The 14588-nt window shown below is 65.5% G+C and carries 15 protein-coding genes; 8 read left to right on the top strand and 7 right to left on the bottom strand.

The features are described 5' to 3' along the window. Positions 1–36: 36 nt before the first annotated feature. From H143_RS0112990 to H143_RS0112955, 7 genes are all read left to right on the top strand, one after another. Positions 37–315: a peptidylprolyl isomerase gene (locus H143_RS0112990; RefSeq protein WP_019938680.1), complete on the top strand. Its 279-nt coding sequence runs from the start codon at positions 37–39 to the stop codon at positions 313–315. A gap of 71 nt (positions 316–386) precedes the next feature. Further along, positions 387–1061 (top strand): epoxyqueuosine reductase QueH, encoded by a 675-nt coding sequence (locus tag H143_RS0112985; protein WP_019938679.1) that lies wholly within the window; start codon positions 387–389, stop codon positions 1059–1061. A gap of 413 nt (positions 1062–1474) precedes the next feature. Continuing rightward, positions 1475–2653: an ABC transporter substrate-binding protein gene (locus tag H143_RS0112980; protein WP_033366553.1), complete on the top strand. Its 1179-nt coding sequence runs from the start codon at positions 1475–1477 to the stop codon at positions 2651–2653. Between the two features lie 75 nt (positions 2654–2728). Further along, positions 2729–3610 (top strand): alpha/beta hydrolase, encoded by an 882-nt coding sequence (locus H143_RS0112975; RefSeq protein ID WP_019938677.1) that lies wholly within the window; start codon positions 2729–2731, stop codon positions 3608–3610. Beyond that, entirely contained in the window at positions 3607–4527 is a 921-nt protein-coding gene (locus H143_RS0112970; protein WP_019938676.1) for a branched-chain amino acid ABC transporter permease, read from the top strand. The genes H143_RS0112975 and H143_RS0112970 overlap by 4 nt, the downstream gene beginning before the upstream one ends. Positions 4528–4535: 8 nt before the next feature. Then, positions 4536–6350 (top strand): ATP-binding cassette domain-containing protein, encoded by a 1815-nt coding sequence (locus H143_RS22970; RefSeq protein WP_019938675.1) that lies wholly within the window; start codon positions 4536–4538, stop codon positions 6348–6350. A gap of 67 nt (positions 6351–6417) precedes the next feature. Beyond that, on the top strand, positions 6418–7128 hold the full coding sequence (locus tag H143_RS0112955) for an ABC transporter ATP-binding protein (RefSeq protein WP_019938674.1): 711 nt from the start codon (positions 6418–6420) through the stop codon (positions 7126–7128). A 6-nt stretch (positions 7129–7134) separates the two neighbouring features. On the opposite strand, the gene H143_RS0112950 is transcribed toward H143_RS0112955, so the two are convergent. From H143_RS0112950 to H143_RS0112925, 6 genes are all read right to left on the bottom strand, one after another. Continuing rightward, positions 7135–8097, bottom strand: a complete 963-nt coding sequence (locus tag H143_RS0112950) for a threo-3-hydroxy-L-aspartate ammonia-lyase (RefSeq protein WP_019938673.1) — start codon at positions 8095–8097, stop codon at positions 7135–7137. A gap of 34 nt (positions 8098–8131) precedes the next feature. Next, positions 8132–9103 (bottom strand): ornithine cyclodeaminase family protein, encoded by a 972-nt coding sequence (locus H143_RS0112945; protein ID WP_019938672.1) that lies wholly within the window; start codon positions 9101–9103, stop codon positions 8132–8134. Further along, positions 9093–9677: a helix-turn-helix transcriptional regulator gene (locus tag H143_RS0112940; RefSeq protein WP_019938671.1), complete on the bottom strand. Its 585-nt coding sequence runs from the start codon at positions 9675–9677 to the stop codon at positions 9093–9095. The genes H143_RS0112945 and H143_RS0112940 overlap by 11 nt, the downstream gene beginning before the upstream one ends. A 7-nt stretch (positions 9678–9684) precedes the next feature. Beyond that, positions 9685–10065 (bottom strand): hypothetical protein, encoded by a 381-nt coding sequence (locus H143_RS22680; protein ID WP_196801372.1) that lies wholly within the window; start codon positions 10063–10065, stop codon positions 9685–9687. A 106-nt stretch (positions 10066–10171) separates the two neighbouring features. Next, a complete protein-coding gene (locus H143_RS0112930; RefSeq protein ID WP_019938670.1) occupies positions 10172–11020 on the bottom strand; it encodes a citryl-CoA lyase in 849 nt (282 codons plus the stop codon). Further along, positions 11017–12216: a CaiB/BaiF CoA-transferase family protein gene (locus H143_RS0112925; protein ID WP_019938669.1), complete on the bottom strand. Its 1200-nt coding sequence runs from the start codon at positions 12214–12216 to the stop codon at positions 11017–11019. Before H143_RS0112925 ends, H143_RS0112930 begins: the two co-directional genes overlap by 4 nt. A gap of 194 nt (positions 12217–12410) precedes the next feature. On the opposite strand from H143_RS0112925, the gene H143_RS0112920 reads away from it, so the two are divergent. Beyond that, on the top strand, positions 12411–13145 hold the full coding sequence (locus H143_RS0112920; protein ID WP_019938668.1) for an IclR family transcriptional regulator: 735 nt from the start codon (positions 12411–12413) through the stop codon (positions 13143–13145). A 37-nt stretch (positions 13146–13182) separates the two neighbouring features. Here the strand turns inward: H143_RS0112920 and H143_RS0112915 are convergent, their stop codons facing one another. After that, on the bottom strand, positions 13183–14574 hold the full coding sequence (locus tag H143_RS0112915) for an L-serine ammonia-lyase (RefSeq protein WP_026350020.1): 1392 nt from the start codon (positions 14572–14574) through the stop codon (positions 13183–13185). Positions 14575–14588: the final 14 nt, after the last annotated feature.

The following is a 14588-nucleotide window of genomic DNA, read 5'->3' as shown; positions in this document are numbered from 1 at the left end:
TAAGCGGCGCCTTTTCCTTCTTTTCAGGAGTCCGACATGTCTCTGGCCACCGCCCGCCATATCCTGGTTTCGACCGAAGCCCAGGCCAATGAACTTAAAACCGCCATCGAGAAAGGCGCCAGCTTCGCCGAACTTGCCCAGCAGCACTCCAGTTGCCCTTCCGGCCAGCAAGGCGGCGACCTGGGCAGCTTCGGCCCGGGCGAGATGGTGCCCGAGTTCGACAGCGTGGTGTTCAGCGCGCCGGTCAACGAAGTGCAGGGCCCGGTGCGCACGCAGTTCGGCTATCACTTGATCGAAGTGACCAGCCGCGCGTAAACGCCCTCGGATCGAGGCCAAGGGATCGCGTAAAATACTGATATCCCTGACGTTTTACGCTTTCCTCCATCATGACCGAATTCATCCGCCCCACCCTCGATCTGCCCGAAGGCAGCAGGAAAGTGCTGCTGCATTCCTGCTGCGCGCCCTGCTCGGGCGAGGTCATGGAGGCCATGACGGCCTCGGGCATTGATTACGCCATTTTCTTCTATAACCCCAACATCCATCCCGTGCGCGAGTACGAGATCCGCAAGAACGAGAACATCCGCTTCGCCGAGCAGCACGGCATCCCGTTCATCGACGCGGACTACGACGTGGACAACTGGTTCGACCGCATCAAGGGCCTGGAGCACGAACCCGAGCGCGGCGAGCGCTGCACCCAGTGCTTCGACATGCGTTTCGAGCGCACCGCCCTGTACGCGCACGAGCACGGCTACGACACCATCACCAGCTCGCTGGGCATTTCGCGCTGGAAGGACATGAACCAGATCAACGGCGCAGGCGTTCGCGCCGCTGCCCGCTACGACGACCTGGTCTACTGGACCTACAACTGGCGCAAGGGCGGCGGTTCGCAGCGCATGATCGAAATCAGCAAGCGCGAGAACTTCTACCAGCAGGAATACTGCGGCTGCGTCTACAGCCTGCGCGACAGCAACCGCCACCGCCGCGACCAGGGCCGCGAGCGCATCCAGATCGGCGTGAAGTTCTACGGCAGGCAAGACCTCGTCAACGAGGAAACGCTGTAGCGGGCAGCCCGGACAGCCCCGGGCGCGCTTACCTATTCAGAGGGCTGTGGCGGTGATCGCCAGAGCGGTCACGCACTGGTCGCTACTCACCCAGCCATTCCTGGATGACCGACGTTCGCATGAAGCGGACGCCGGCGTCAAAGCCTGCATACTGACCGGCAATGCGCTCGCGTTTTTCGGACTCGGTTCATGCCGCGCAAGGCGGCCCCGGGCTTACCCGAAGTGCTCTCGAAATTGCTTGCATGAGAAAAATGCGTCGACTACGCTTTCTGAAAAATAGTTGATACTTAAACTATATATATCGCGCCTGGCCACGTTCAACCCAAAACCGACCGACGTCTAGAAGCGGTCTGGCGTTGCCCGGCGTTTTCAAAGCAGCGCCTCTGGAGACCATGATGACGGGGACCAAGACCATGCGACGTACAACCCTTGCCGTGCTCGGCGCGCTGGCCGCGGCGGCGGCAATCGCCTCGGGCGGCGCCCAGGCGCAATCGGCCGCGCCAGTAAAGATCGGCTTCATCGGCACGCTGTCCGGCCCGGGCGGCGCGCTGGGCCAGGACCAGTACGACGCGTTCATGCTCGCCATCGAGCAAAAGGGCGGCAAGCTCGGCGGCGTGCCGGTCCAGGTCATCAAGGAAGACGACCAGCTCAGGCCGGACGTCGGCGTGCAGGCCGCGCAGAAGCTGATCGAGCGCGACAAGGTGTCCATCATCACCGGCATTACCTTCTCGAACGTGATGATGGCCATACACAAGAGCGTGACCGGCGCCGGCGTGATCATGGTGGGGTCCAACGCCGGTCCCGCGCCAATCGCCGGCGCGCAATGCTCGCCCAATTACTTCTCCACCTCGTGGGACAACGACGAGCTGCATGAGGCCGGCGGCCAGCTCTCGAGCGACCTGGGCTACAAGAATATGTACGTGATGGCGCCCAACTACCAGGCCGGGCGCGATGCGGTGAACGGCTTCAAGCGGGACTACACGGGCCACATCCTCGACGAGGTCTATACCCAGGTCAACCAGCCCGACTACTCGGCCGAGATCGCGCAATTGCAAGCCTCCAAGCCCGATGCCGTCTATGTGTTCTATCCCGGCGGCATGGGCGTGAACTTCGTCAAACAGTACCGCCAGGCGGGCCTGCTGGGCAAGATTCCGCTGATCTCGGTCGCGACCATCGACGGCTCGACGCTGCCGGCGCTCAAGGATCTGGCTGTCGGCGCGGTGACCAGCGCGCCGTATTCGCCCGACCTGGACAACCCCGAGAACAAGCAGTTCGTGGCCGCGTTCGAAAAGAAGTACCACCGCTCGCCTTCGATGTACGCGGCGCAGTCGTATGACGCGGCCAATCTGATCGATTCGGCGCTCGCCAAGACGCACGGCAGCGTGGCCGACCGCGCCGCCTTGCGCGCCGCGCTCAGGGCGGCCGACTTCCAATCGGTGCGCGGTTCGTTCAAGTTCGCCAGCAACCAGTTCCCCGAGGCGCCCTTCTATCGCGTCGACGTCGTCAAGGGCCCCGACGGCGCCCAGTTTGCAACCAAGGGCGAGATCCACATCAAGACGCGCGGCGACCTCGCCGCGCAGTGCAAGATGTAATGCCCGGCACCGCGGCTCTGCTCGCGCCCATGGCGGCGCGTCGGCAGGGCCGTAGCCTTGAAAATCCGAGACCCCATGAAGCAATACCGAAATTTCGACACGACAGAACTGGACGTGCAATACAACGCGCGTGCGACCACGCCCAACGTCCTCGACATCCTCGCGCAGTACGCCGAGGAAAGCGCCAGGGCGCGGGCCATCCTGCCCTGCGAACTGGACGTCGCCTACGGCGATCATCCTGACGAAGCGCTGGACATATTCCCCGCGGCCAGGCCCGGCGCGCCCGTCTTCGTCTTCATCCACGGCGGCTACTGGCGCGCGCTCAACAAGAGCGATTCGAGCAATATGGCCCCAACCTTCACCCAGGCCGGTGCCACCGTCGTGGCGGTGAACTACTCGCTGGCGCCCGGCGCCTCGCTCGACGCCATCGTCGACCAGTGCCGCCGCGCGCTGGCCTGGATCCATCGCAACATCGCGCGGCATAATGGCGACGCGCGCCGCATCCACGTCTGCGGCAGCTCGGCCGGCGGACATCTGGTCGGCATGATGGTCGCCCAGGGCTGGCACGCCGAATACGGCGTGCCGCAAACCGTGGTGGCCGGGGCGATCCCCCTTTCCGGCCTGTTCGATCTGGCACCCATCCCACTCACGCAGATCAATGCGTGGATGAAGCTGTCCGACGCCGATGCCCAGCGCAATAGCCCGATGTCGCACCTGCCGATGCAGGGCTGTCCGATGATCGTCTCCTACGGCGAGACCGAAACCGCCGAATTCAAGCGCCAGACCAATGACTACCTTGCGGCCTGGCGCGCCCGGGGCTTTGCGGGCGCCTACGTGCCCATGCCCGGCACCAACCATTTCGACATCGTGCTGACGCTGAGCGACCCCAGAAGCCCGCTTACCCAGGCGATCCTGCATCAGATGGGCCTGGCCGGCGCGGGCGAGGACGGCGCATGAGCCTTGCGCTCTTTGTCATGCAGTGCCTGAACGGCCTGCAACTGGGCGTACTGCTGTTCCTGATGGCCGCGGGCCTGACGCTGGTGTTCGGCATCATGAACTTCGTCAACCTGGCGCACGGCTCACTGTACATGATGGGCGCCTTCATCGCGGCCAGCGTGTACAACCACACTGGGTCCTTCGGCCTGGCCGCGCTCGCGCTCGTGCCGGCCATGCTCGTGCTGGGCCTGGCCGTCGAAGCCATCGCGCTCAAGAAACTCTACGACCGCAACCACCTGGACCAGGTGCTCGCGACCTTCGGCCTGATCCTGTTCTTCAACGAACTGGCGCGCATGATCTGGGGCGCCTCACCCTATTACATGGAAGTGCCCGACTGGCTCTCGGGCACCGTCAATCTGTTCGGCGTCACCTATCCGGCCTATCGCTTTCTCATTATCGTGGTCGGCCTGGCCGTGGCCGGCGGCTGCTATCTGCTGATCCACAAGACGCGCCTGGGCATGCTGATCCGCGCCGGCGCTACGCATCGGCAGATGGTCGAGGCCCTGGGCGTGAACATCGCGCTGCTCAATTCCCTGCTGTTCGGCCTGGGCGCGGTCCTGGCGGGCGTGGCCGGACTGATGGCCGGCCCCATTCTGTCCGTGCAGCCGGGCATGGGCGAACCCATCCTGATCCTGACAATGGTGGTGATCGTCATCGGCGGCATAGGTTCGGTGCGCGGCGCATTCCTGGCGGCGCTCATCGTGGGCGTAGTCGACACGCTGGGCCGCACGCTGCTGCCCGCGCTGCTGCGCAGCCTGTTCGACCGCAGCACTGCCGATACCGTTGGCCCGGCGCTGGCCTCAATGCTCATCTATCTGGTCATGGCCGTCGTGCTGGCGCTGCGCCCGCAAGGCCTGTTCCCGGTCAAACACGGCTGAAGAACGAAATGAAATTCAACTTGCGCATCGCCGTGCCGCTCGCGCTGCTCGCTGCCCTGGCCCTGGTGCCGGCCTACGCACAGTTCGCGCAGCAGCCGTTCTATCTGATTCTCTTCGGCCGCATCGTGATCTTCGCCATCGCGGCCCTGTCGCTGGACCTCATCATCGGCTACGGCGGGATGGTCAGCTTCGGCCACGCGCTGTTTCTGGGTTTGGGCGCGTATACCGTGGCCATTCTCTCGTATCACGGCATCGACAACGGCTTCGCGCATCTGGCCGTGACGCTGCTCTTGTGTGCCGGCGTGGGCATGGTCACGGGCGTGATCTCGCTGCGCACCACCGGCATCGCCTTCATCATGATCACGCTGGCCTTTGCACAGATGTTCTATTTCCTCGCCGTCAGCCTCAGGCAGTATGGCGGCGACGACGGTTTGCCGGTAAACGCGGGCAGCCGCTTCGGCGGCGTCACGCTCGACAACCCCACGACGCTCTACTACACCGCCTTCGTCGTACTCTGCCTGTGCCTGTGGGCCGGCCGCCGGCTGGTTCAGGCACGCTTGGGCATGGTGGTGCGCGGCGCGCGCCAAAATAATCGCCGCATGCGCGCGCTGGGCTTTCCGACGCTGCGTTACAAGCTCGTCGCCTACGTCGTCAGCGCCATGGTCTGCGGCGTGGCCGGCATGCTCTATGCCAATCTCACGCACTTCGTGTCGCCGGCCTACATGGCCTGGACGTCCTCGGGCGAAATGATTGTAATGGTGGTGCTAGGCGGACTGGGTTCCTTCTACGGGCCGCTGCTGGGCACCACCGCGATGCTGCTCACCGAAGAAGGCCTGAAGGCGCTGACCGAACACTGGATGATCATCTTCGGTCCGCTCATCCTCGTGTCGGTGCTGCTGTCGCGGCGCGGGCTCTACGGTTTGATCGACGACATCCAGACGCGCTTTTCGCGCCGCGATAAGGTCCAGCACGGGGAAGACCCCCACGCCGCGCCCTGCGGACTTGCTGCCCTCCAAGACCGTTCTTGCCCCGGGCAGGCCCGGCGGCAAAGCATGAGCCTCTTGCGCGCGGACCGCCTGGTCAAACGCTACGGCGGCCTACTGGCCACCGACCACTTCAGCTTCGAGGTCGCCCCCGGCGAACTGCACGCCATCATCGGCCCCAACGGCGCCGGCAAAAGCACGCTGATCGCCCAGTTGGCCGGCGAGTTGCATCCGGACGAGGGCGCGATTTATTTCGACGAACACGACATCACTGCTCTGCCCATCGAAAAGCGCGCCCAAGCCGGACTCGCGCGTTCGTACCAGATCACTTCGATCTTCCCCGAGTTCACCGCGCTGCAGAACGTGCTTGTGGCCGTGCAGGCCATGCAAGGTCACAGCTTTGGCTTCTGGAAACCCGCCCTGCGCGAAGCCGCGCTGGTCGAACCGGCGCGTGAACTCCTGGTCCGCGTGGGCCTGGGCACGCGCATGCAGGTGCCGGCGGCAGCGCTTGCGCACGGCGAACATCGCCAGCTCGAACTCGCCATGGCGCTGGCCGGCAAGCCCAGGCTGCTGCTACTGGACGAGCCGATGGCGGGCATGAGCCAGGCGGAATCGGAGCAGATGACGCGCCTGCTGGCCGAACTCAAGGGCGACTACGCCATGGTGCTGGTCGAACACGATATGGATGCCGTGTTCGCGCTGGCCGACCGCATCACGGTGCTGGTCTACGGCCGCGCCATCGCATGCGGCAATGCCCACGCCATCCGCAATGACGCGGCGGTGCGCGAAGCCTATCTGGGCGACGAGACGCCCAACGAAATGATGGGCGCCGCGGGATGAACGCGCCGAGCCGCCCCGGTCACTCGCTCCCCCTTGAGCGGAGCGCGCGCAGCGCCAGGGAGAATCCATGAATGCATTGCTTTCGCTGTCCGGCGTCGAATCTTTCTACGGCGCGAGCCAGGCCCTCTTCGGCATGAGCCTGGAAATCGAACGAGGCGCCTTCGTCACGCTGCTCGGCCGCAACGGCATGGGCAAGTCGACCACCGTCAAGTCGATTACAGGACTCATGCGGCCGGCGCGCGGCGAGATCGCGTTCGACGGCAAACCCATCCACCACGCCGCCTCGCACCGCATCGCCCGCGCCGGCGTGGGCCTGGTCCCCGAAGGCCGCCAGATCTTTCCGACGTTGACGGTGCGCGAGAACCTTGTCGCCACGGCCCGCAACCGCCGCGGCGCCGATTTCCCCTGGACGCTGGAGCGCATCTACGGCCTGTTCCCGCGCCTGCGCGAGCGCGAGAGGAATCTGGGCGGCAATCTATCCGGCGGCGAGCAGCAGATGCTGGCGATCGGCCGCGCGCTGATGACCAACCCCACGCTGCTGATCCTGGACGAAGCCACCGAAGGCCTGGCGCCGCTGATACGCGGGGAGATCTGGCAATGCCTCAAGGATCTCAAGCGCAGCGGCCTGTCCATCCTCTGCATCGACAAGAACCTGGCCCCGATGCTGGAACTGGGCGATCACCATTACATCGTCGACAAGGGCCGCGTGGCCTGGCAAGGTGATTCGGCCAGCCTGCGGCGCGACATGGCGCAGCTGCACGCTTATCTGGGCGTCTGACGTCCCTCAGGCGGCGACCAGACTCGCGAACCGGGCGAGATCGACATTGCCGCCGCTGATCAAAACGCCGATGCGCTTGCCCTTGAACTGGGCCTTGCGCTGCCGGGCCGCAGCAAAGCCCAGGCATCCGGTGGGTTCGACTAAGGTCTTCATGCGGCTGGCCATGAACGCCATGCAGTCCACCAGTTCGGCATCGGACACGGTGAGCACGTCGTTCACGTCGCGCAGGATGATGGGGAACGTGTAGCTGCCCAGGTGCTGCGTCTGCGCGCCGTCCGCGATGGTCTTGGGCGTGTCGATGTGGATGATGCTGCCGCCGCGCAAGGACTGCTGCCCGTCGTTGCCGGCCTCGGGTTCCACGCCGAACAGTTGGCAGTCGCGCGACAGCGCCCGGACGCTGAGGGCGGTCCCAGACAACAGTCCGCCGCCGCCCAGGGGCACGAAGAGCGCATCGAGCGCGCCGACTTCCTCGAACAATTCCTTGGCGGCGGTGCCCTGCCCGCTCAGGACGTCGGGATGGTCGTACGGCGGAATCAAGGTCAAGCCGTGCCTCTCGGCCAGCGAGCGGCCGATCTGCTCGCGGTCTTCCTTGTAGCGGTCGTAGATGATCACATTGCCGCCATAGCCCTTGGTCGCGGCCACCTTGGCGGCCGGCGCGTCGTGCGGCATGACGATGGTGGCGGGAATGCCCAGGAGCTTGGCAGACAGCGCGATGGCCTGCGCGTGGTTGCCCGACGAGAACGTCACCACCCCGGCATTGCGCTGCGCCGCGGAGAACTTCGACAGTGCATTGAACGCGCCGCGAAACTTGAACGCCCCCATGCGCTGATAGTTCTCGCACTTGAAGAAAACCTGCGCGTCGAACTCCTCATTGACGGTGCGCGAGGTGAGCACCGGCGTCTTATGAGCGTGACCCTCGATGCGGGCCGCGGCGGCGATGACGTCATCGTAGGTGGGAAGATTCAACATGGGGGAAAGTCCTGTAAATCCGGGGGAGAAATAGTCACCAAGGCCAGGCCACGGAGGTTCCGAGATCCTGCTCGACGGCCTTGCGATAAACGAGTCGAGCGACCGTCAGGTCTTGAAGTGCCAGACCGGTCATGTCAAAGACGGTGATGTCACCGGGATCGCGCCGCAACGGGATTTTGCCGGTCAGAAGGTCGCCTATCTCCACGGCCGGCGTTTGCGGCATCCACTGCAGTTCGCCGAGCCCGCGCGCCTGATCGAGATCGTCGGCGACGACTCTGGCCGTATCCAGCGCGCCGTCCGGCAGTTCGCGCTTGCCGCGGGTATCTGCGCCGACGCAGTTCAGGTGCGTTCCCGCGCGCAGCGCGCCCGCCTCGAACAGCGGCTTGCCGCCGGTGGTAGCAGTGATGACCAGATCGCTCTGCCTTACCGCGGCATTCGCATCCTCAGTACATATCAGCTCGATCCGTCCGGCCAAGCCGGCCTCGAATTCGAGGCGGGGAGCGCGATCGGACGATACGTAATGGACTTTCCTGAGCGCAGGACGCGCCTGCAACGCGAATTCGAGCTGGGCCCGGGCCTGATTGCCCGTGCCGAACACCGTAGCCACGGCGCTGTCCTGGCGCGAGAGCAGTGACAGCCCGATGGCGCCGGCCGCTGCAGTGCGGGCGGTGGTGATGGCGTTGCCGTCGATCACGCAGAGCGGCCGGCCGCTCGCCGGATCGAACAACAGCACAGTAGCCTGATGCGCTTCGCCTCCGGCCGACCGGTTGCCGGGCCAGAAGCCGGCGGCCTTGAACCCCAGCAGCCCCTGGCTGCCGACGTCGCCGGACTTGATGCCGAAAACGCCGCCGGTGCTCAATTTTTCGCGCACCACCGGAAACACGCGGCCATGGCGCCGGCTGTGCAGTTCGAAAGCCTCACGCACCGCGGCGATGACGTCGTCCGGGACGAGCAGGCGCTCGACGACGTTCTTGTCGACGAGCAGGAGCCGGGCGTCACTTCGCATCGGAGTACACCGTCGCGCGCGAGACACCCAGATGGGCGGCGATGGTGTCCATGGCCCGCCGCACTTCGAGCAAACCGGCGGCTTTCAGCTCTTTCATGAGTGCGCGGCGGCTCTCCGGCTTGAGCGAGCGTGGCGTCGCGGCCCTCTTCGCGGCAAACGCGTCGATACGGGCGCGAATGGCTTCGATGCCGGACGGGTCGAGCGATTCCTGCACCGGCGTCGAACCCTCGACCGCGGTGAAGCGGTTCATCGCGTTCTGAAAACCTTGGAACAAGGTCAGGTCGATGTTCATGCAAAGGGCCGCGACATAGCGCCCCTGCGTATCCTTGATGCCGATGGAAGTGCTCTTGGCCTGCCGACCGTCGGCGAACTGGTTCGGATAGTTCGCGATGATCTGCTCGTAGGCCGGATCCATGATCCGAGCCAAGCCCAGTTCGGTGGCCGGATGGCCGACCTGGCGGCCGGACAGATTGTTGTGGACCGCCAGTACCGCGTGGGCTGGATCCAGCAGATCGTGCACCACGACCTCGGTGAAAGGCGCGAAAGTCCGCGCCAACCCCTCGGCGATCTGCATGATCTGCTCAAGGAACTGCTGCTGCTCGGGCGTTTTCCGGGGTAATGTTTTTTTTGGCATATTGGAAATTTTGACTAATTTTATACATTTCGTCAAAACCATGGATAGATAATCCAGGAAAACGCATGCCCCAGTTCTCGACCTGAACATCCCCACCGCCGTGGGGAATGTGCGGCGCATGCCGCGCCAGATCCAACGAATGCAGGCACGCGCCGACGTGCTCAGGTTGAAACGCCCGCCGCACGTGAAGACGACCCAATGCCTGGATGTCGTGGCGGCCCAGGCAGCGGCTGGCGCCCGGGGCATCACCCTCTCGATCCTGAAAGAAGCCGAACTGTTCTTCGCCGTCGGCGTGAAGCGCATCCTCTACACAGTCGGCATCCTGCACGCCAGGCTGCCGCGGGCTGGCCCTGCGCCGGCAAGGCTGTGACTTCAAAGCTCATCGAAGCAATGAACGCATGGCATGGACGCAGTATGCCCAGCCTGCCGCGAGGCTAGGGCCTCTTGGCCCACGCCGGCAGATCCCGCGGCGCCTGGCCTTCGTATTGCGGCAGGTATTGTCGCGGGATCGGCCCTTTGTTGCGACCGCCCTGCTGGGTCTGCTCCCAGGCATGGGCCAAGATGCCCACCGAGCGCGACAGGCAGAACAGACCGCGCGCCAGCGGCGCGGGAAAGCCCAGCTCGGCATAGATCACCGCAGTGGCACCATCGATGTTCATGGGTATGGGCCGGCCCTTCTGCGCCGCCAGCTCGGCCTCGACGGCGCGGGCGATCTGCGCATAACGGCCGGACACCTGGCCCTGCGCGGCCGCCTGGTCCACCAGTTGCAAGAGGCGAGGCGAGCGCGGATCGCGCGGATGGAAGCGATGGCCGAAACCCGAGACGAACTTGCCGTTCAGTTCGACGTACTCCTGCAGCGCCGCGCGCACCGCGTCTTCCAACGATGCGCCGAGGTCCATGCGCTCGGCCGCGTCGAGATAGAGCGCCACGGCCTGCTCGCCCGCGCCGCCGTGCACGTCGCCCAGCACATTGACGGCCGAGGCCATGGCGTTGTTCAAGCCCACGCCGCAGGTGGCCGCCATGCGGGCGATTGCAATACTGGGGGCTTGCGGCCCGTGATCCACCGCTGACATCAGCGCAGCCTCTAGCAAGGCCCCCTGCCCCGGCGTGGGCAGATCGCCGCGCAGCATCAGCCAGATCATCTGCGCAAAACCGACATTGCCGATCAGATCCTGGATGGCGTAGCCGCGATAGCGGATGACGCCGGGACTCATGTCGATGACGCCTGTGCGCCACCAGGCGCTGCTGGCGTTTTCCACGTCGCTGGATACGGTCGTACTCATAAGGCTTGCTCCTCGCGCAGCGCGCGGATGTCGTTGTCGTCGTAGCCCAGTTCGCGCAGCAGGACATCGGTGTGCTGGCCCAGCGTGGGCGGCGGCATGTCGACTGCGGGCGTGGCGCCGTCGAGCTTGTAGCCCGCCCGCACCACGCGTATGTCGCGGCCCACGCCCGGCACATCGTCGAACTGCGCGATCATGCCGCGCCCGGCCACCTGCGGATGCGCCAACGCCTGGGGCACGGAATACACCGGACCGGTGGGCACGCCCGCGTCGGTCAGAAGCGGCCACCAATGCTCGGCGCCGTGCGCGGCCAATGCCGCTTCGATCTCGGCGGTGAGTTCGGCGCGATGCGCGAGGCGCGCCTGACGTTCTGCGAATCGCGCGTCGCCAGTCAATTCCGGACGGCCGATCACGCGGCACAGGGCCTCGAACTGCTCCTGCTTGTTGGCCGCGATGTTCAACAGGCCATTGCCCGTGCGGAAGGTGCCCGAAGGACTGGCGGTGACGTTCTCGTTGCCCATGGGCCGCGGCTCGCGCCCGGCGATCAGATAGTTCGACACCGCCCAGCCCATGGTGGCCAGGGTGGCCTCCAGCATCGACACGTCGATAAAGCGTGCCGTGCCGCGGTTGGGTTCGGCCAGCGCGGCGGCCACGGCGAAGGCGGCCGTCATCCCGCCCACGGTATCGGCGATGGGATAGCCCACGCGCAAGGGGGCACCATCCGAATCGCCGGTAACGCTCATCACGCCCGACATGCCCTGGATGATCTGGTCGTAGGCCGGCAGATTGCGCAGCGGCCCGCTCTGGCCGAAGCCGGAAATGGCGCAATACACCAGACTGGGCTGGTGTTGCTTGAGCACCTCGAAGCCCAGCCCCAGGCGATCCATGACGCCGGGGCGGAAGTTCTCCACCAGCACATCGGCGCTCTTGACCAGGCGCAGCAGCACTTGCCTGCCACGCGGATGCTTGAGGTTGACCGTGATGGAGCGCTTGCCGGCGTTCTGCGCCAGAAAGGACACGCCCATCAGCGCCTTGTTCAACCCCGCGTCGGCGCCCAACTGCCGCGCCAGGTCGCCGGTGCCGGGTGTCTCGACCTTGATGACGTCGGCCCCCATATGGGCGAGCTGATGGCAACAGAACGGACCGGCCAGCACATTGGTGAGATCGAGCACGCGCACATGCTGCAGGGGTTTGGACATGCGGACTCCTTGCCGGGTCAATCGCGATGCGCGCCGCACACGCCAGGACCACCGGGCGAAAGCGCATGGGCAAGCTCTTAAAATGCCCCTTATTGCTTGTTTCATTAGATAGAACTTATTTCCATCTAATGATACTATGAAAAAGATAGCGATAGCCTGTCAAGACTGACCCAGCTTCCCTGTTTTTCGGCCCTATGCCCCGCAAATCCTCCACGCTCTCGCTGGCCGACCGCAACGCCGCGCAGGGCGGCGTCGCCGCCGTCGACCGCGCGCTGTCGCTGCTCGATGCCTTTTCCCCGGCCCGGCCCCTGCTGACACTGGCCGAACTGGCGCAACACACGCAACTGCACAAAAGCACTGTGCTGCGCATGTTGGCCTCGCTCGAACACGCTCATCTTGTTCAGCGCCGCGAAGATGGCCGCTATGCGCTCGGCGCAGGCCTCGAGCGATTGCAGCGCGTGTACGCGTTGTCTTTTTCGATGCAAGCCGTGGTCATGCCGGTGCTGCATGAACTGGTACGGCAGACGCAGGAGAGCGCGGCCTTTCACGTACGCCAGGGCGAACAACGGCTGTGCCTGCACCGCGTGGATTCGCCGCGCCCGGTGCGCGATCACATGCAGGCCGGCGCCCTGCTGCCCATGAATCGCGGCGCGGGCGGCCGTGTGCTCAGCGCCTGGCCCGAAGCCGGCGACCCGCTGTCGCGGCGCATACGCCGTGAACGGGTGGTGACGATGGTGGGCGACCGCCTGCCGGAGCTGGCCGGCGTGGCCTCGCCCGTATTCGGCGCCGATGGCGGCATCGTGGGCGCGCTAACCCTCACCATGCCGGCCGAACGCCTGGAAAGCGGCTTCGAACCCATCGTGCTGGCGCAGGCGCGGCATCTCACCGAGATGCTGGGCGGGCGCTATCCGCAGTCCACGTCGGACTAGCGAATCGCGCCGGCGGCCCGCGAGAGGCCCGCCGCGCTCAACACTCGACGATATTGACCGCCAGGCCGCCGCGCGACGTTTCCTTGTACTTGGTCTTCATGTCGGCACCGGTCTCGCGCATGGTCTTGATGACCGAATCCAGCGACACGTAATGCTGCCCGTCGCCGCGCAGCGCCATGCGCGCCGCATTTACCGCCTTGACCGAAGCCATGGCGTTGCGTTCGATGCAGGGAATCTGCACCAGGCCACCCACCGGATCGCAGGTAAGCCCCAGATTGTGTTCCATGCCGATCTCGGCGGCGTTCTCGACTTGGTCGATGTCGCCGCCCTGCACCGCTGCCAGCGCGCCCGCGGCCATGGAACAGGCCACGCCCACTTCGCCCTGGCAGCCCACCTCGGCCCCGGAGATCGAAGCGTTGTACTTGTACAAGAGGCCGATGGCCGCCGCCGTCAGCAGGAATTCCCGCACCCCGGCCTGATTAGCGCCCGGCACGAAGCGGTCGTAGTAATGCAGCACCGCCGGGATGATGCCGGCCGCGCCATTGGTCGGCGCCGTCACCACGCGTCCGCCCGCAGCATTTTCCTCGTTGACGGCCATGGCGTAGAGATTGACCCAGTCCATGACCGATAAGGGATCGGACAAGGTGCGCTCGGCCTGGCGCGTCAGGCGGCGATACAGCTCGGGGGCGCGGCGGCGCACCTTCAACGGCCCGGGCAGTTCGCTGTGCATATCGGCCAGGCCGATGCCGCAGCCGCGACTCACGCATTCCTGCATGACGGCCCAGATGCGGTCCAGGCCTGCGTCGATCTCATCGCACGGGCGCCATGTCTGTTCATTGCGCAGCATCAGGCCGGCCACGCTCAGGCCGCTCTCGCGGCACATGCGCATCAGGTCGGCAGACGTGCGAAAGGGAAAGGGCAACTGGTCGTGCGCGGCGATGACCTGGCTGTTGGAGGCGCCGGGCGTAACCACGAAGCCCCCGCCCACCGACAGATAGCGCGACTCCCGCAGCGGCTGCCCGTCCGCGTCGAAAGCATGGAACTTCATGCCGTTGGGATGCTCGGCCATGGCCTCGCGCCGATAGAAAAGCACGTGTTCTTTCTCGACGAAAGGCACCGCGTGCTCGCCCAGCAGGCACAGCGAGCGGGCCGCGCGCACCTGCTGCAGCATGCCGGGAATGCCCGCGGGGTCGACGGTGTCGGGCGCCTGGCCCATAAGACCGAGCATCACGCCCTTGTCGGTGCCGTGCCCCTTGCCGGTGGCGCCCAGCGAGCCATAAAGCTCGACGCGCACCTGGGCCGTGCGCGCAAGCAGGCCATCGCGCGCCAGCCCCTGGGCGAACAGCAGTGCCGCCCGCATCGGTCCCACCGTGTGGGAGCTGGATGGGCCTATGCCTATCTTGAACAGGTCGAATACCGAGACGGCCACAGTGCCCTCGCCGA

This window comes from Bordetella sp. FB-8, from assembly GCF_000382185.1.
Lineage (GTDB): Bacteria > Pseudomonadota > Gammaproteobacteria > Burkholderiales > Burkholderiaceae_B > Bordetella.
This window is presented reverse-complemented; position numbering and strand designations above follow the sequence as displayed.